General features: G+C 38.2%; 13 protein-coding genes. All 13 read left to right on the top strand.

The genetic code is table 11. The features are described from left to right. Nucleotides 1-161: 161 nt before the first annotated feature. The 13 genes from fsa (at nt 162) to FLS47_RS15625 (ending at nt 19,870) form a co-directional block, all read left to right on the top strand. A complete protein-coding gene (gene fsa, locus FLS47_RS15685; RefSeq protein WP_149915274.1) occupies nt 162-830 on the top strand; it encodes a fructose-6-phosphate aldolase in 669 nt (222 codons plus the stop codon). 8 nt (nt 831-838) lie between these two features. Continuing rightward, nucleotides 839-1,690, top strand: coding sequence for a transketolase (locus tag FLS47_RS15680; RefSeq protein WP_149915273.1), 852 nt, complete (start codon nt 839-841; stop codon nt 1,688-1,690). Between the two features lie 11 nt (nt 1,691-1,701). Further along, complete coding sequence (locus FLS47_RS15675; protein WP_149915272.1) at nt 1,702-2,658, top strand: transketolase family protein; 957 nt, start codon at nt 1,702-1,704, stop codon at nt 2,656-2,658. A gap of 41 nt (nt 2,659-2,699) precedes the next feature. After that, nucleotides 2,700-4,625: an alpha/beta hydrolase-fold protein gene (locus tag FLS47_RS15670; RefSeq protein WP_149915271.1), complete on the top strand. Its 1,926-nt coding sequence runs from the start codon at nt 2,700-2,702 to the stop codon at nt 4,623-4,625. 104 nt (nt 4,626-4,729) lie between these two features. Beyond that, nucleotides 4,730-7,126 (top strand): glycoside hydrolase family 95 protein, encoded by a 2,397-nt coding sequence (locus FLS47_RS15665; protein WP_223225359.1) that lies wholly within the window; start codon nt 4,730-4,732, stop codon nt 7,124-7,126. 20 nt (nt 7,127-7,146) lie between these two features. After that, the gene (locus tag FLS47_RS15660; RefSeq protein ID WP_149915269.1) at nt 7,147-8,628 is read left to right on the top strand and encodes a xylulokinase; all 1,482 of its coding nucleotides are present in this window, start codon (nt 7,147-7,149) and stop codon (nt 8,626-8,628) included. Between the two features lie 7 nt (nt 8,629-8,635). After that, the gene (xylA, locus tag FLS47_RS15655; RefSeq protein WP_149915268.1) at nt 8,636-9,964 is read left to right on the top strand and encodes a xylose isomerase; all 1,329 of its coding nucleotides are present in this window, start codon (nt 8,636-8,638) and stop codon (nt 9,962-9,964) included. Nucleotides 9,965-10,112: 148 nt separating this feature from the next. Further along, nucleotides 10,113-11,678: a glycoside hydrolase family 43 protein gene (locus tag FLS47_RS15650; RefSeq protein ID WP_149915267.1), complete on the top strand. Its 1,566-nt coding sequence runs from the start codon at nt 10,113-10,115 to the stop codon at nt 11,676-11,678. Between the two features lie 33 nt (nt 11,679-11,711). Further along, the gene (locus tag FLS47_RS15645) at nt 11,712-13,115 is read left to right on the top strand and encodes a glycoside hydrolase family 43 protein (protein ID WP_149915266.1); all 1,404 of its coding nucleotides are present in this window, start codon (nt 11,712-11,714) and stop codon (nt 13,113-13,115) included. Nucleotides 13,116-13,121: 6 nt separating this feature from the next. Further along, the gene (locus tag FLS47_RS15640; protein ID WP_149915265.1) at nt 13,122-14,498 is read left to right on the top strand and encodes a glycoside hydrolase family 43 protein; all 1,377 of its coding nucleotides are present in this window, start codon (nt 13,122-13,124) and stop codon (nt 14,496-14,498) included. A gap of 15 nt (nt 14,499-14,513) precedes the next feature. Then, entirely contained in the window at nt 14,514-15,878 is a 1,365-nt protein-coding gene (locus tag FLS47_RS15635) for a glycoside hydrolase family 43 protein (protein ID WP_149915264.1), read from the top strand. Nucleotides 15,879-15,893: 15 nt separating this feature from the next. Further along, a complete protein-coding gene (locus FLS47_RS15630) occupies nt 15,894-17,756 on the top strand; it encodes a sialate O-acetylesterase (RefSeq protein WP_223225357.1) in 1,863 nt (620 codons plus the stop codon). Nucleotides 17,757-17,776: 20 nt separating this feature from the next. After that, entirely contained in the window at nt 17,777-19,870 is a 2,094-nt protein-coding gene (locus tag FLS47_RS15625) for a glycoside hydrolase family protein (RefSeq protein ID WP_223225355.1), read from the top strand. Nucleotides 19,871-20,057: the final 187 nt, after the last annotated feature.

The raw sequence follows: 20,057 nt of genomic DNA, 5'->3' as shown, positions 1-20,057 counted from the left end.
AGGACTAACAAGGATTTTAAGGGTATAAATGCATATTTTAGACATTTTTACCCTTATTTTTTTTATATGTTTCAGTGTAAATGTACATATTGCTATACATTTGCTTTAACACAATTGAGAAACAATTATAAACCAAGATAAACTACTTATCTATTTAAAACATGAAATTTTTTATTGATACTGCGAATTTGCAGCAAATACAGGAAGCACAAGATTTAGGTGTATTGGATGGAGTTACTACAAATCCATCTTTAATGGCTAAAGAAGGAATAAGCGGTGAAGAAAATGTAATCAATCATTATAAAGCGATTTGCGAAATAGTAGATGGCGATGTCAGTGCCGAAGTGATCTCTACAACTTATGACGAAATGATCGTTGAAGGTGAGAAATTGGCGGAATTGCATCCTAGAATTGTGGTGAAAGTTCCAATGATCAAAGAAGGTATCAAGGCTATAAAATACTTTAGTAACAAAGGAATAAAAACAAATTGTACATTGGTTTTTTCAGCAGGTCAAGCATTATTAGCAGCCAAAGCTGGAGCTACTTACGTATCCCCATTTATTGGAAGATTGGATGACATTTCTGTCAATGGATTGGATTTGATTAGTGAGATCCGTGAGATTTATGATAATTATGGTTACAAAACACAAATTTTAGCAGCTTCTGTACGTCATAGTGCACACATCTTGGGATGTGCAAAGATTGGCGCAGATGTAATGACTGGGCCACTTTCAGCTATAGTAGCACTCCTTAAACATCCACTTACGGATTCGGGATTAGCACAATTTCTAGCAGATCACCAAAGTGTTTCACAATTAAACGCACAATAGAAATGGTGATGACTAAAAGTAGTGTATTCAATTTGGAAGCTATATGTACACAAGTAAGACGTGACATAGTACGAATGGTTCATGGTTGTCAATCAGGGCACCCTGGTGGTTCTTTAGGTTGTACAGAATTATTAGTAAGCCTCTATTTTGAAATTATGACGCGCAAAGAGGATTTTGATATAGATGGTGTAGATGAGGATTTGTTTTTCCTTTCCAATGGACATATATCACCTGTATTCTACAGTGTGTTAGCGAGAGCGGGATATTTTGATGTAGCTGAATTAGCAACATTTAGAAAACTTAATTCTCGATTGCAGGGACATCCTACTACACATGAAGGATTACCTGGAGTGCGTATCGCGTCTGGTTCATTGGGGCAAGGACTATCTGTTGCGATAGGGGCTGCTCAAGCCAAAAAATTGAACGGCGATACTAAGCATGTATTTGTATTGATGGGTGATGGCGAACTTCAAGAAGGACAAGTGTGGGAAGCTGCCTTGTATGCACCACATAATAAAATGGATAATTTAATTGCCATTGTAGATTACAATGGTGCGCAAATAGATGGAGCGACAGCAGATGTATTGTCTCTGGGTGATTTGAAATCCAAATGGGAAGCTTTTGGCTGGCAAGTTATTGAAGTTTTTAGAGGTAATCATATTCCTTCGGTTTTAGAAGGATTGCATTTAGCAAAGTCATTGTCCAATCAGGGAAAACCCACAATGATTTTATTACATACTGAAATGGGGCATGGTGTAGATTTCATGATGGGATCGCACAAATGGCATGGCGTATCACCTAATAATGATCAATTGGCTGAAGCACTTGCGCAAAATCCACAAACATTAGGGGATTATTAAGAATTAATTAAATGAAAAAATATACATATACAGAATCAAAAGATACGAGATCGGGATTTGGTGCGGGATTATTAGAGGCTGGCAAGCAGGATGAACAGGTGGTGGCATTATGTGCTGACCTTGTCGGGTCGCTTAAAATGCAAGATTTTATCAATGCTTTTCCAGATCGTTTTTTTCAGATTGGAATCGCTGAAGCGAATATGATGGGTATTGCGGCTGGTTTGACCATTGGAGGCAAAATACCTTTTACAGGTACATTTGCAAATTTTTCTACGGGAAGAGTGTATGATCAAATCCGACAATCAATAGCATATTCGGACAAAAATGTGAAAATCGCGGCTTCGCACGCGGGTCTAACATTGGGAGAAGATGGTGCTACGCATCAAATTCTGGAGGATATTGGTTTGATGAAAATGTTGCCGGGTATGACTGTAATTAATCCATGTGACTACAATCAAACGAAAGCGGCCACGATTGCGGTAGCAAAATACCACGGTCCTGTATATTTACGTTTTGGTCGTCCAGTTGTTCCAAATTTTACACCTGCAGATCAAACTTTTGAAATCGGAAAAGCCGTTCTTTTAAATGAAGGCACGGACGTAACTATTGTGGCTACTGGACATTTAGTATGGGAAGCAATTCAAGCAGGTGAGAAATTAGCGGAATTGGGTATTAATGCGGAGATCATTAATATTCATACGATAAAACCGCTTGACGAAGAAGCAATTTTGGCATCTGTAAAGAAAACTGGCTGCGTCGTTACTGCTGAAGAACACAATAGATTAGGTGGATTGGGAGATAGTGTTGCGCAAGTATTAATTAAGAATTATCCAGCGCCACAAGAATATGTTGCGGTTGATGATAGCTTTGGTGAATCGGGGACACCTGCAGAATTGATGCAAAAATATGGATTGGATGCTGCACATATCGTTTTAGCGGTGCAAAGAGTGATGAATAGAAAAAAATAGTGATTAAAATATAATCTTAACCAATTATAAACATATAAATCATGCTCAAGAACATTCTTTTAATAGCGCTTATTTGGATGATTGCATCCAATGGTTTTGCGCAGCCAGGCAAAGTAGCTCCTCCAGGATTTGATGTCAAGAAAGAACTAAAGTCTTATGGAAAAATAGATACGATTACCTATTCGTCCAAGACTGTTGGCGCAAATAGGAGAGCCTTAATTTATACACCTCCAGGTTATTCTAAATCGAAAAAATATCCTGTATTGTATCTATTGCATGGAATCGGCGGTGATGAAAAAGAATGGTTCAAAGGTGGTGTACCTGATATTATCTTGGATAATCTCTATGCAGAGGGAAAATTAGAGCCCATGATCGTTGTGATGCCAAATGGTCGAGCAATGAAAGATGATCGCGCCGTAGGTAATACGATGGCACCAGATAAGGTAGAAGCTTTCGCAACATTTGAAAAGGATTTGTTGAATGATTTAATTCCTTATGTAGAGAAGACATTTCCTGTAAAAAAGGAGCAAACCAGTAGAGCAATTTTTGGACTTTCGATGGGGGGTGGTCAAGCCTTGAATTTCGGACTAGGTAATATGGATTATTTTGCGTGGGTCGGTGGATTTTCTTCCGCGCCAAATACACGTCAAGGAAAACAATTACTACCCAATCCGGATGAAGCACGCAAAAAACTGAAATTACTTTGGATTTCTTGCGGTGACCAAGATTGGTTAATTTCCAACAGTAAACGCACGAGTGATTACTTAAAGCAAGAAAAAGTTCCTCATGTCTATTATTTAGAACCAGGAGGTCATGATTTCAATGTCTGGAAGAATGATTTATATATGGTGTCGCAATTATTATTCAAAGAGGTGGATTATAAAAAATTAAATGATCTAAGCCCTATTGGATATACGCCTGAAACGAATGTACGTAGGGCAAAATATCCACAGGTTTTCCCAAATAGCAAAGTTCATTTCCAAATTCATGCGCCACAAGTTCAGAAGCTTCAAGTCGATCTTGGGAAAAAATATGATATGACGAAGGATGCAAATGGTACGTGGAATGTGGTGACGGATTCAATTGGCGAAGGAATACATTATTATTCACTACTTGTGGATGGAATGGCAATTGCAGATCCTGCGAGTAAAACATACTACGGTATGGGACGTATGGCAAGTGGAATAGAAATTCCCTTTGCTGGTGGAGATTATTATGCATTGAAACAAGTACCGCATGGAGAGGTACGTATTAAGCGTTATTTTTCTTCGGTATTACGTGAATGGCGTCAATGCTACATTTATGTGCCCGCAGGCTATGAGCAATCAACAGAAGGATATCCTGTGTTATACCTGTTGCACGGAGGAGGAGAAGATGAGACGGGTTGGGTAAACCAAGGAAAAACTGACTTGATCATGGACAATCTTATTGCAGAAGGAAAAGCAAAACCTATGGTTATCGTGATGATGGATGGAAATATGAGTGTACCAGGCGGAGGTGGAGGTGCTTTTTCAGAGGTGCCACTGAAACTTTTTGATAGAGAACTTAAAGAGGTTTTAATGCCTTTTATTACTTCAAATTATAAGGTGAAAAAAGGTCCAGAAAACACAGCTTTAGCAGGATTATCAATGGGAGGTATTCAAACGTTATACGCTGGTGTAAAGGATTCACAATTATTTTCAGCATTAGGCGTTTTTAGTTCAGGATGGTTTGCTAATCAAAAAGAACTAACTGATCCGCAATACGCTTTTATGACAGCGAATAAAGATGCTATAAATAAAAATATCAAATCATTTTGGGTTTCTATGGGAGGTCAAGAAGACATTGCGTATAATAATTGTAAGATCATGCTAGCTAAATTTGATGAGATTGGTATAAAATATACTTATAGTGAATACCCAGGTGGTCATACATGGCCTGTTTGGCGTAATAATATTTATAAGTTTTCCCAGGAGTTATTTAAATAAATTATAAATTTATAATATTCTTTTTAAGATACCAATAAGCCAAATTTATGAGACAGCCGATCCTAATTTTTATAGTTTTTATTTTATTTTGTTGCACATCCAATTTGAGTGCACAGAAGGTTAATCATGGAAGTTTGTTGCTTCAATATGATAGCCCTGCTGATCCAAAAATTTGGGAACAAGCTTTGCCAATAGGCAATGGTCGTCTTGGCGCTATGATTTACGGTATTCCAGATAAAGAGGAATTGCAACTTAATGAAGAAACGATCTGGGGAGGTGGACCTTATAGAAATGATAATCCTAAAGCAGGGGCTAATCTAAAAAATATTCAACAATTAGTGTTTGAGGGAAAAACTCAAGAAGCGGATAAACTGATTAACGAAACTTTTTTCACAAAAACACATGGCATGCCGTATCAGACAGCTGGTAGCGTGCTTTTGAATTTTCCGAATCATACTGTATATCAAAATTACTATCGCGAACTGGATATTGAGCATGCAAAAGCTACCACGCGTTATGAAGTTAATGGAATTACCTATACGCGCGAAGTAATTTCTTCATTCCAAGATGATGTCATACTCATGAAGATTACTTCAAGTAAAAAAGGTGCTTTGAGTTTTGATTTGTCGTATAAAAATCCTACGCAGCATAAAGTTATAGCAAAGGATAACATGTTAGTATTAGAAGGAAGAGGAGGGGATCATGAAGGGATTAAAGGGGAGGTAATTTACAATACGCTGAGTTCAATCAAAAATATAGATGGAAATGTTGACGTTGAGGATTCAAAAATTACAGTTAAAGATGCGACATCTGTTGTGATTTATATTTCTATTGGTACCAATTTTGTAAATTATAAATCGGTTTCAGGGAATGCATTTCAACGTGCTTCAGAGAAGTTAAATAAAGCAAAAACAAATAAATTTGAAGATGCTGTAGCAAAGCATGCTAAGAAATACAATGCTCAATTCAGTCGGTTTAAATTAGATTTGGGTAGTAAGTCTACCAATTCTAAAATATCTACTATTGAGAGAATAAAGCAATTTCAACAGACACAAGACCCTGCATTAGTTACGCTTTTGACACAGTTCGGACGTTATCTTTTGATCTGTTCGTCACAGCCTAATGGTCAGCCATCCAATTTACAAGGGATTTGGAATAACTCCTTGTATCCAGCATGGGATAGTAAATATACAATCAACATCAATACAGAAATGAATTATTGGCCAGCGGAGGTTACGAATCTATCGCAGACTCATCTGCCTTTGATTCAAATGGTCAAAGACTTAGCTGAGTCGGGTAGAGAAACTGCAAAAACACTATATAATGCTGAAGGATGGGTAGCACACCACAATACGGATATTTGGCGTGTTACGAGTCCAATTGATTTTGCGGCAGCTGGTATGTGGCCAACTGGCGGCACATGGTTAGCGCAGCATTTGTGGGAACATTATCTTTTTAATGGCGATAAGAAATTTTTGAAAGAGGTATATCCAGTATTGAAATCGTCAAGCGACTTTTTATTGTCATCCTTAATTCCGCACCCGAAGCATGCCGACAAAAATTGGATGGTGCTATCGCCTTCGATCTCTCCAGAACATGGACCAATGGCGGCTGGGGTGACGATGGACAATCAATTAGTCTATGATATGTTGACAAGAACGGCTATTGCGAATGAAATATTAAATGAAGATGCGACTTATCGTGCGAAATTATTAGCAATGGTAAAGCGAATTCCACCTATGCAAATTGGTAAGCATACGCAACTTCAAGAATGGTTAGAAGATGTTGATGATCCAAAAAACGACCATCGTCATGTTTCACATTTGTATGGTATGTTTCCAAGTAATCAAATCTCTGCATACACAACACCGGAGCTTTTCGAGGCGACGCGCAATTCATTAGTTTACAGAGGTGATTTCGCTACGGGATGGTCTATTGGCTGGAAAGTAAATTTGTGGGCTCGATTATTAGACGGTGATCACGCTTACAAGATCATCAATAATATGTTGACACTAGCTGATAAAGACAACCGTAATGGGCGTACGTATCCGAATATGTTTACTGCTCATCCACCATTTCAAATTGATGGAAACTTTGGTTTGACAGCTGGGGTAGCAGAAATGCTCTTACAAAGCCACGATGGTGCTGTGCATTTATTGCCTGCAATACCAGAAGTATGGAAAAATGGTTCTGTTCAAGGAATTATGGCACGTGGTGGATTTGAAATTGATATGAATTGGGAAAATGGAAATGTTGCAAAAGTTAACGTATTGGCTAAGATTGGCGGCAATTTGCGTATACGCTCGCACGTACCATTGACGGGAAAAGGATTGAAGGAGGCTAAAGGCGCAAATCCAAATGTGTTGAATAATAGAATGGAAGTGCCTAAGGCATTAATTTCTCCGAAAGCTCAATTAAAAGGAAATAATTTGAAGAAAGTATATGAATATGATGTAGTTACTGTAGCTGGCAAGAAGTATTCATTCAATAGTGTTAAGTAAAAGTGTAGCAATAAATATATATGTTATTATTAGGAATAGATTTAGGCACTTCGTCAATCAAAGTGTCTGTCATAGATGCACATACAAATAAAAAAATAGCTTCAACTCAATATCCGGAGACCGAAGCAGCGATTTTGTCTGAGCAGCCAGGCTGGGCAGAGCAAGATCCTGCGTCGTGGTGGAATTATACGAAATCAGCTATTCTAAAATTGAATGGTTTGGGATTGTATAACCCCAAAAATATTGGAGCAATAGGTATTGCTTACCAAATGCACGGACTTGTGGTAGTGGATAAGGACTACAAACCAATACGTAATTCGATTATATGGTGTGATAGTCGTGCAGTGGAGATTGGTAATGCGGCTTTTGCCCAACTAAATCCGTCTGCTTTTTTGCATGCGCATCTTAATTCACCAGGAAATTTTACAGCTTCTAAATTAGCTTGGGTGAAGCAAAATGAGCCAGCGACTTATGAGCAAGTACACAAATTTATGCTACCAGGTGATTACCTCAGCATGTGCTTCACGGGTGAAATTAATTCAAATATCAGTTCGATATCCGAAGGCATATTATGGGATTTTCAGAAAAAAAGTGTTTCTGATACTTTACTAAATCATTATGGGATTTCATCCGAATTGGTTCCTGAGATTTTGCCTGTTTTTGGTAATTATGGAAGTGTTAAAGCAGATGTTGCCGAAGAACTAGGTTTGTCTACGGATGCTTTTGTGAGCTATAAAGCAGGTGATCAGCCTAATAATGCCTTGTCGCTCAATGTATTTGAAGCGGGAGAAGTTGCGGCTACAGCGGGTACTTCGGGCGTCATTTATGCGGTTACGGATCAATTGGTCTATGACAAAGAATCGCGAGTAAATACATTTGCGCATGTCACACATGAAAATGAAAAACCAAATTTGGGAGTATTGCTTTGTATTAACGGCACAGGGATTCAAAACAGTTGGATTAAAAAGAATACAGCACCATCATTAGATTACATGCAAATGAATCAATTGGCTGCAGATATATCAATCGGTTCAGATGGGTTAATCATCTTGCCTTTTGGTAATGGAGCAGAACGTATGTTGAATAATCGAATGGTACAAGGGCAAATAGAAAATATTGATTTTGTAAGACACAGCACAGCTCATTTGTGGCGTGCCGCACAAGAAGGCATAGCATTCTCATTCCGCTATGGCTTGGATATTCTAAGACAAAATGGTATTGAACCAAAAATCATTAAAGCAGGACATGCAAATATGTTTTTAAGTCCTGTATTCCAACAATCTTTTGCAGGCGTCACGAATACATCCGTAGAATTATATGATAATGATGGTAGTGTAGGCGCAGCATTGGGTGCGGGATTAGGTGCTGGAGTATTTACTTCGCGAAACGAAGCTTTTGCAGGATTAGAGAAACATGCAACAGTAGAGCCATCGCATGTGGCATTGTACGATGAGTTGTACGAAAAATGGAAAAATAGCTTAAACAATAAACTAATAAATTAAGAGAAAAATGGAAATTTTAGTTGGAAATCAAGAGTATTTCAAAGGCATTGGACAAATAAAATTTGAAGGATTAGAATCAGATAATCCATTTGCATTTCGTTGGTACGATGCGAACCGTGTAGTGGCAGGAAAGACAATGGCAGAGCATTTTAAATTTGCTTGTGCCTATTGGCATTCATTCAATGGAAATGGTTCGGATCCATTTGGTGGACCTACACAATTTTTCCCTTGGGATGTACGTGCGAATGTACTTGATAGAGCAAAAGATAAGATGGATGCAGCATTTGAATTTATGACTAAGATGCAACTTCCATATTATTGTTTTCATGATGTAGATTTAGTTGATTACGGAGATAATATCGCTGAGAATGAGAAGAATCTAGAGGCGATTGCTGCGTATGCTCAACAAAAACAACAAGATTCTGGAATTCAATTGCTTTGGGGAACAGCAAATTTATTCAGTCATCACCGCTACATGAATGGAGCATCTACTAATCCTGATTTTCATGTGGTATCGCACGCTGGTGCGCAAGTAAAAGCAGCTATCGACGCTACAATCAAACTTGGAGGTCAAAATTACGTGTTCTGGGGTGGTCGCGAAGGATATATGTCACTGCTGAATACGGATATGAAGCGTGAGCAAGATCATTTAGCACGTTTCTTACATATGGCTAAAGATTACGCACGTAAAAATGGATTTACAGGAACATTCTTTATTGAACCAAAACCTTGTGAGCCATCTAAACACCAATATGATTATGATGCAGCTACAGTAATTGGCTTCTTACGTAAATACGATTTATTGGATGATTTTAAATTAAATCTGGAAGTAAACCACGCCACATTAGCTGGACATACTTTCCAACATGAGTTGCAAGTTGCAGTTGATGCAGGTTTATTAGGTTCTATTGACGCTAACCGTGGTGATTACCAAAATGGTTGGGATACAGATCAATTTCCAAATGATTTAAATGAATTGACAGAATCGATGTTGATTATATTAGAAGGTGGCGGTTTACAAGGTGGTGGTGTGAATTTCGACGCGAAAATTCGTCGTAACTCAACAGATCCAGCAGATTTATTCTATGCACACATAGGTGGAATGGATAATTTTGCACGTGCTTTAGTTACTGCTGATAATATTTTACAAAAATCTGATTATAAAAGTATCCGTGCTGCACGCTATGCAAGTTATGATAGTGGAGCAGGTGCAGATTTTGAAAATGGCCGTTTGACACTAGAAGATTTAAGAAATTTTGCAGTAGAAAATGGTGAGCCTAAATTAATTTCGGGCAGACAAGAGTACCTTGAAAACGTAATCAATCGCTTCATTTAAGCGAATCAATTCTTAAATGGATTCTAATTCTAACCTCATTTATAGAACATTTCTATAATATTTTGCAAATAATGTAAAATTGAGGTTAGAATTATTATAAATAAAAAATTAAATGTTAAATTGACATTTATAACCATTTAAACTTTTTATGATGAATTTACTTACCAAAACTATTTATGTACTATTCGGGTACATGTTATTTTTCAATAGTTTTATTTTCGCGCAGAAGGCAACTAATCCTATCATTTTTGCGGATGTGCCAGATGTGTCTATGATTCGTGTCAACGATACATATTACATGAGCAGTACGACGATGCATATGAATCCGGGGGTTCCAATAATGAAATCAAAGGATCTTGTGAATTGGAAATTAATAGGTTATTGCCATGATTCGTTGGCGGATATGGATGAGCTAAATCTAAATAACGGAAAAAACACATACGGAAGGGGCACTTGGGCGAGTAGTCTTCGTTATCATAATGGCACCTATTATGTAAGTACATTTGCGCAGACTACAGGTAAAACTTACGTCTATACTACAAAAGATATTGAAAAAGGCGATTGGAAAGTAAATGAATTTAGTCCATCTCTACATGATCACACCTTGTTTTTTGAAAATGACAAAGTATACATGATATGGGGTGGTGGTAAAATAAATATCATCGAATTAAAATCTGATTTTTCAGGTGTTAAGCCAGAAACAGAACGCGTACTGATTGAGAATGCCACAGCGGTAAGTATGCCTGCTGGCAAACAAGGCGGACTTCCCGCGGAAGGATCGCAGTTATTTAAGGTAAACGGAAAATACTATTTGTTTAATATCTCTTGGCCTCCAGGAGGAATGCGTACTGTTATTGTGCACAAAGCGGATAAGTTAGAAGGACCTTATGAAGGCCGTGTCATGTTACAAGATAAAGGTGTGGCACAAGGTGGTTTAATCGATATGCCTAATGGTAAATGGTTTGCTTATTTATTCCAAGATTATGGAGCAGTAGGACGTATACCATTCTTAGTTCCTATAGAATGGAAAGATGGATGGCCAATTATTGGCATTGATGGGAAAGTACCAATGGAATTGGATTTGCCTGCAAGTCAAGGTTTGATACCGAATATCGTGAGTTCTGACGAGTTCAACAGAAATATGGATGATCCAGATTTGCCTTTAGTATGGCAATGGAATCACAATCCTACTAATGACTTATGGTCAGTGAAAGAACGTGTGGGCTACCTTCGTCTAAAAACGGATAGATTGGATACAAATTATCTACAAGCCCGTAACACGTTGACACAACGTACGATTGGACCAACTTGTACTGGATCGACTTCATTGGATGTTTCCAACATGAAGGATGGTGATTTCGCGGGATTATCACTTTTACAGAAAAATTATGGTTTAGTAGGCGTTCGAATTGAGGGTAATAAAAAATCAATTGTAATGGTAAATGCTACTACGGGTACACCTGAAGAAGTTGCTACAGTTGCATTGGATCAAGAAGTCGTTCATTTCAAAGCGGAATGTGATTTTACCAACAAAAAGGACGTTGCAAATTTCTTCTACAGTTTGGATGGCTCAGATTGGAAACCTATTGGTACGACATTAAAGATGGCTTATACGCTTCCGCATTTTATGGGGTATCGTTTTGGCTTGTTTAATTATGCTACGAAAAATACAGGTGGATATGCAGATTTTGATTATTTCCATATAAACCAATAATATATCAATAAATAACCCATTATAGTTTCTGTTATGATCAAAAGAATCATTGCATCAGTATTTCTATGCACTCATTTTGCGCTAAATCTATACGCTCAGAATCCAGTTGTGCAAACTAATTTTACGCCAGATCCAGCACCTATGGTGTATAAAGATCGCGTATATATGTATGCGGGTGACGATATTCCCGGTTATGATTTTTATTATATGACCAAATGGAGATTACATTCTTCAGCGGATATGGTGAATTGGACGGATCATGGGGTTCCGTTAGCTTTAGAAGATTTTTCATGGGCTATTGATCGTGCATGGGCGGCACAGTGTGTGGAACGTGATGGAAAATTTTATTGGTATATCTGTGCACAAACCAACCAAAATAATGTGGGAATTGGCGTTGCAGTATCAGATAGTCCAACAGGACCTTTTAAGGATGCTATTGGTAAACCATTGATCATGAATGGAAGTTGGTCAAATATCGACCCCACCGTATATGTGGACGATGATGGACAAGCTTATATGTATTGGGGAAATGGAAGTCTTTATTATGTGAAGCTCAATAAAGATATGATTTCCTATTCGGGTGATATCGTAGAAGTACCACAATCCATTGAGTCATTTGGTGGCGTGCGTCGTCCTCGAGGAAATGAAAATCAAACACCTCCAGCAGAGCAAAATAAGGATATGTTTATTGAAGGCCCTTGGTTTTATAAGCGAAATGGAATTTATTATCAACTATTCGCTGGTATGGAAAAGGGTACAGAGTGTCTTTCTTATTCGATCAGTAATAGCCCAACAGGCCCTTGGAAATACCAAGGACGAATCATGGTGAACCAACCTACAAATAGCTTTACAAATCATGGTGGAATTATAGACTTTATGGGCAAATCCTATCTGTTTTATCATACGGGTTTATTACCAGGTGGCGGAAGTTATGGGCGTTCATCAGCAATCGAGGAGTTTACTTATAATGCGGATGGTACGATACCTTTGATAAATATTTCTAAAGAAGGTGTAAAACCTGTCGGTAAACTTAATCCGTATCAACGTGTCGAAGCAGAAACAATAGCTTGGTCCGAAAAATGTAAAACTACACAAGACGACAAAATCGGTGTATATGTAAATAATATCCGCACAGGTGGATATATCAAAGTCCGAGAAGTGGATTTTGGGAATACTTCTCCTAAAACATTCAAAGCTTCCGTAGCTTCTGGGTTAGGCGCAGGAATATTGGAAGTGTACGCAGACAGTGTTGGCGGACAGAAAATAGCGACATTAAAAGTTCCTCGCACGGGAGGCTGGAATGTTTGGAAAACATTATCGACGGCTATTGAAACTCCAGTTACAGGTAAAAAAGATATTTATTTCTCTTTCAAAGGAGAAAACCTAACAGCTGGTAGAGAGCTTTACAATTTCGATTATTGGTCTTTTGAGAAGTAATTATTCATGAGAAAAGACTTTGTTTCAGCAGCTTTAATAATAGGTGGATTAGTGTTTTCTGCGTTAGCTGTGAAAGCGCAAAACCCTATAATTCAGACGATATATACCGCGGATCCTGCACCACTTGTGTATAATGACACGCTACTTTTGTATGTGGGTAGGGATGAAGCTGAAGCACCAAAGAATCATTACCTCATGCGTGAATATCGATTATTTTCAACTACCGATATGGTGAATTGGACAGATCGTGGTGCAGCTTTGCGTACATCAGAAGTGTCTTGGTCTGTAGGCGATGCAAGTGCAGCTCAAGTTATAGCGCGCAACGGAAAATTCTATTGGTATATTTCTACGATGAATAATACACCTGCCAAAGGCGGTGTATCTATTGGGGTATTAGTTGCAGATAATCCAGCTGGACCATTCACAGATCCACTTGGTAAGGCCCTTGTCACAAATGATATGACGACGCAAGCAAAGCATTCTTGGGATGATCTTGACCCGTCAGTTTATATTGATGATGATGGACAAGCCTACTTGTTTTGGGGAAATGGAATGTGTTATTGGGCTAAATTAAATTCGGATATGATTTCTTTAGCGAGTCCAATTCAGGCTATTGACGCAAAAGATAAGAAGGTATTCGGTCCTGGATTTACAGAAGCTCCCTGGGTATACAAAAGAAATGGATTGTACTATATGCATTTCGCTTCAGGTTTTCCAGAGTCCTTGCATTATGCGACATCGAAAAACATACAAGGACCTTGGAGTTATCAAGGAGAGGTTATGCCATTGGAAAAAGGAAGTAATACGAATCATCCGGGGGTGATCGATTATAAAGGCAATTCTTACTTTTTTTATCATAATGATGCATTGCCAGGTGGACATAGTTACGCCAGATCTGTCGCTGTGGAACAATTCGGTTACCTGCAAGATGGAAAAATTCCTCCATTAAAAATGACGGAATCGGGCGTTACTAAACCGGTTGGTGTATTGAATGCTTACCAACGTGTGGAAGCAGAAACAATAGCATTTGCTGAAGGTGTGCAAGCTTTAGATGATAAAGATAGTGGTGTTGTAATTGCCGGCATTCACGATAATGATTACATAAAAGTTCGTGCTGTTGATTTTGGTTCAAAGGGCGCAACAAAATTTATAGCAAATACTTCTAGTCGTTTCCATGGTGGTACTATAGAAATTCGATTGGGAAAAGTAGATGGCGAATTAGTAGGAAGTTTAAAAGCACCTTATACAGGTGAATGGTCTAATTGGATAAATAGCGAAGTGGAAATCAAAAAGACAACTGGTGTTCAGGATGTTTATTTTGTATTCAAAGGAGGTACGCCTCACGAGTTATTTCGATTTGACTATTGGCAATTTCAACACTAGATAAAAAAATTTAGAATGAAAAAGAATCTATTCATTTATTTACTATGCATACTAATAGGGAATAGCGTATTTGCGCAAAATCCATTTGTTCAGACGAATTATACGGCCGATCCTGCTCCGATGGTTTATAATGATCGAATGTATGTGTACACAACGCACGATGAGGATGAATCTACCTGGTTCAATATGAACAATTGGCGCGTATATTCTACCAATGATATGGTAAATTGGACAGATCATGGCGTTATACTATCGTATTCCGACTTTGAATGGGCAAAGGGTGATGCGTGGGCAGCACAATGTGTCGAGAAAAACGGTAAATTTTATTTGTACATACCAGCTATTTCAAAAGAAAACAATAAACCAGCAATAGGCGTGGCGGTTGGCGATAGTCCAATAGGTCCATTTTATGATGTATTGGGCAAACCATTGGTGCAAACAGATTGGGGCGACATCGATCCTACAGTTTTTATTGATGATAATGGTCAAGCACATATGTATTGGGGGAATCCAGATTTGAAATATGCGAAATTGAATGAAGACATGATTTCTTATTCTGGAAATGTGGTAAACGTTCCTATGGTAGAAAAGTCATTTGGAAAACGTGAAGGTGATCCCAAAAGACCAACAGAATATGAAGAAGGTCCTTGGCTTTACAAACGCAATAGTCTGTATTATCTATTTTGGCCCGGTGGTCCTTTGCCTGAATTTATCGGCTATTCAACAAGTAAAAGTCCACAAGGCCCTTGGGAATATGGTGGAGTAGTTATGGCACGTGAGGGCGGCTCTTTTACGAATCATCCCGGTGTAATTGATTTCAGAGGTAAAACGTACTTTTTTTATCATAATGCAGCGTTACCAGGTGGCACAGGCTTTACGCGTTCTGTTGCTGTAGAAGAATTGAAATTCAATAAAGATGGCAGCATATCACCTATCAAGATGACCGAAGGAATTGTAAAACCATTAGCTACGGTCAATCCATATGAAGTTAATCAAGCGGAAACCATTTCTTTTTCAAAAGGTGTAAAATCTTTACAAAATAAAAAGGTAGGTGTTTTTGTTAAAGCAATAAAGAAAGAAGCATACACTTCTATAAAAAATGTGGATTTTGGAAATAAAGGAGCAAATTCAATTTTTGCTCGTGTTGGAACAACACACAATGGTGGAGTTACATTAGAAGTTCGATCTGGTGCTGTTGATGGTGCTTTATTAGGTACCATAAAGGTTCCGATGACAGGTGGTGACGACAGGTGGCAAACGGTAGAAGTTAAGTTAGATAATGTAGTTACAGGCATCCATGATTTGTACTTTGTAGCCAAGGGCAATGCGCCATCTAATATTTTATTTTTTGATTATTGGAAATTTGGGAAAGCCCAATAGAAATTTAATCACGCTATGAAAAACCTTTGTCTCGTTTTATTTCTTTTTGGTATAGCACTGCAAGCTATAGCTGAGGTACGACTTCCGTCGATGATCAGCGATAAAATGGTATTGCAGCGTAATACAAAACTCAAAGTTTGGGGCTGGGCAAATCCTCAAGAAAAAGTGACTGTTCGTTTCGGTGGAAAATATTTCTATACAGAAGCAACTAATGATGGCAAATGGTTTGTAGAGTTACCGGCACAGCCTGCGGGAGGGCCACATGTTATTGAGGTCAATGAGATAATCATTCGCGATGTCTTGTTTGGTGATGTGTGGCTTTGTTCGGGACAGTCCAATATGGAAACACCTATTGAGCGATTGCTTGAAAAATATCCAGAGATAAATGTGTCAAATAACCACATGATTCGATATTTCAAAGTACCGACACAAAACACAATTTTGGCAAAGCAAGAGAATATTCCCAATGGAAGCAAATGGTTTTCGGGTGTTGCTTCCGAAGCGATTAACTGGACTGCGTTAGCGTATTTCTATGCGCACGAAGCTTATAACCATACAAAAGTTCCTCAAGGAATGTTGGTGTCTAGTTTAGGAGGATCGGCAATTGAAAGTTGGATCAGTCAAGAGAATTTGAAGGAATTTCCAACATTAACGCTAGATTTTAAAGCTTTGGATAGCATCAAATATTATGAAAGAGATCAAGGTATCCCGCAATGGATTGCCAATGATTATAACGATCAGTCATGGTCAATAGCCAAAATTCCGGGCACTTGGCGCGAGCAAGGCATACGGAATAGGGGTGTCGTTTATTACAGAAAAAGTGTACATATCGCATCTGATAAGGCGGGTCGAAACGGTAAAATTTATTTAGGCACGTTGACTGATAGCGATTCAGTATTTATCAATGGCAAGTTTGTAGGCAGTACAGGGTATCAATATCCTCCGCGCAAGTATAATATTCCAAGTGGACTGTTAAAATCGGGTGAAAATACGGTTGTGGTGCGGCTTCGATCTAATGGCGGGAATGGAGAATTTGTTGCAGATAAAGATTATAAGATACAAGTGGATGATTTCATAGCGGATTTGAAGGGCGAATGGAAATACAAAGTTGCGGTAGATTTGAACAAAGCTTCGCAATTGCGATCCAAAGTCACAAATATGCGAACAGCTGGTTCTGGATTGTTCAATGGTATGATTTATCCATTAAAAGATTACGCTGTAAAAGGAGTGATTTGGTATCAAGGTGAATCAAATGCGGGCAATGCACAATCCTATGAACGTTTGATGGAATTGCTCGTGTCGAATTGGAGAAATTTGCATAACAATGCGCAATTGCCATTTCTGTTTGTTCAATTACCAAATTTCATGCAAGTGAGAGATCAACCTACGGATTCTGGTTGGGCAAGAATTCGTGATGCTCAATTTAAAATATCTAAGCGAATTCCAAACACTTTTTTGGCTGTGACATATGATACTGGCGAATGGAACGATATTCACCCATTAAATAAAAAGGATATAGCCAAAAGACTTTTTCTTGGGGCACGTGACATAATTTTTAATGAAAAGCTAGTGAGTTCAGGTCCAGTATATCAAAATTATCGTGTAGTAAATGACAAAATTGAAATAGCATTTGAAGACAATGGAAGTAAATTAAAAGCTAAGGAAAACCAAAAACTAAAATATTTTGCAATCGCAGGAGAAGACAAAAAGTTTTTTTGGGCACAAGCGGAAATCAAGGGAAATAAAATTATTGTGAGTCACCCAGATATTAAGCAACCCAAAGCCGTTCGCTATGCGTGGGCGGATAATCCACATGATGCCAACTTAATAAATCAAGATGGTTTATTGGCATCTCCATTTAGAACTGATGATTGGTAATTACCAGTATTTAATATATTATGAAAAGATACACACATACATTTAAAAAGAAAATGGCTATTGTGATAGGCACGACATTCGCGATGTTGTCTGCTAGTTATGCACAAGCGCCAAGTACACAGCCACAACCTAGTAAAACGACTAAGTTTGTGCATCAAGCAGCAGGTAATCCATATTTGCCATTGTGGGAACATGTGCCAGATGGTGAACCCCGCGTGTTTGAAGATCCTGATCGACCAGGTAAATTCAGAGCATATATCATTGGTTCGCATGATTTGCGTCTAACCAGCTATTGTGGTCCAGACATCAGGATGTGGTCAGCACCTGTGGAAGATTTGTCCAGTTGGCGTGATGAAGGTGCAATTTTTACATACCAAATAGATGGTAAATGGGATGTGATGTACGCGCCTGATTTAGTGGAAGTGAAACGTAGAAATGGTGTGAAGGAATACTACCTGTATCCACACAGTAGAGGCCCAAATAGAGAGGCGATGGTTGCAAAAAGTCATCGTCCAGATGGACCATTTAAGCCGATCAACCTTACAGAAGATGGTAAGCGTACGCTACCAGGATCTATTCTTGGATTTGACCCAGCTGTTTATATCGAGCAAATTGATGATCCAAAAGATCCAGATTACGAAATCGGATTTAGGGCTTATGCCTATTGGGGATTCCAACGTTCATTAGCTGCTGAATTGGATCAAAATACGATGTACTCACTTCGTCCAGGAAAAAAAATAATAGATAGATTCATTCCAGCAAGTGCGCGTTACGGTGTATTGCGTGATCCTGAAGGAACTACTTATCCACATATTTTACCTGGCGAAGATTTAGGTTCATTCAACTTTTTTGAAGCATCATCTATTCGTAAGGTCGGCAATAAATTCGTTTCGGTATACAGTGGTTATTCTGGTCCTGAATACGGTATGGGAAGTTCAAACTCTACATTACGTTATTTAGTAGGCGATTCTCCACTTGGACCTTGGAAAAGTGGTGGTGTATTGGTCGACTCACGAGGTCCAGTTTTGAGTGAAGATGGTACTAGTCTAGTAGGGACGAACGGAGGGCATAATACGCACGGAAGTATTGAGTTAATCAATGGACAATGGTATGCTTTCTACCATAGACCTCCGCGTAATTTTGGATTTGCGCGTCAAGCAGTAGTAGCTCCAGTAAAAATTGAATGGGATGAAAAATCTGTAGCAGATGGTGGAACTGTACGCATTCGCGCATTTGATCCGTATGGTGAAAATAGTATTTGGACTGCAAAAGACAGTAAAGGTAATGAGTATAAAGGTGCTGAAGTGACTTCCGAAGGTTTTCATTTCTACGGCTTGGATCCATATCAATATTATTCGGCAGGATATGCGAGTTATTTATCAGACGTAGGTGCTCAACAAGATTCTTGGGATATTTGGGACAATCATATGCCTGTTCATGCTAAAAATGGTCTTATTCTTGGTTACAAATATTTTGGTTTTGGAGGTTTAGCAAAAGATCAATATGGTTTGAAAGCTTTCAAGGGAACGCAAAAAGGAAATAATACAGCTTTTAATTTGTTCTTAATTCCTAAAAGTAAAAAATCATTTAAAGTCAGCATTTGGTTAGATGGTCCATGGGCAAATGCTACTTGGAAAGGTACAAAGATTGGGGAAGTTGTAGTTCCTGCTAATGCAAGTGGAACAGAACAAAAATTTACCGTAAATGTGTCTAAATATGTAGATCATTTAGAAAAGAAGAACGCTATATTTCTGGTGACCGAAGGAGAAGATGGTGAAGTTTTATATGAATTGAGTGGATTAGGATTTAGTGCAAAAAACAAACCATTGAACAGACCGAAAGTTCCTCAAATTAATATATTGGTTAATGGTAAATCAATAGAACTTCCTAAAACTCCAGTGCGTTCGACAGACCAAAACGGTATTGTTGGTTACGATTTGTATGAAGCTAAATATGATGAAAAATTAAGTGCTTTACCAAAGGTTACTGCTTCATCGGATACGAAAAGTGTAAAGGTATCCATTACACAAGCAAAATCGTTGCAAGAGCCAGCGGTTGTGAAGTTTGATCATAATGGTGTCGTAAAAACATATCATGTAAAGTTTGCTCAATAATTAGGTAATATATTGTATCGTGAAGGTTGAGGGGATTTATTTGCGCAAGCAAATATTCCCCTCTCTTCTTTTATAGACAAAAACGTTTTATTAAAACGTAAATGTTGGATTTGAGCTATCAAATCAATTTTTTAAACATTTTTATTCTTAAATAATACATATGTACCATTTGCTATTTTATTTGACT

It is taken from the genome of Sphingobacterium cavernae, assembly GCF_008520265.1.
GTDB classification, from domain to species: Bacteria; Bacteroidota; Bacteroidia; order Sphingobacteriales; family Sphingobacteriaceae; genus Sphingobacterium; species Sphingobacterium cavernae.
The sequence above is the reverse complement of the archived record's forward strand: the minus strand, read 5'-3'. Positions and strand labels throughout refer to the sequence as shown.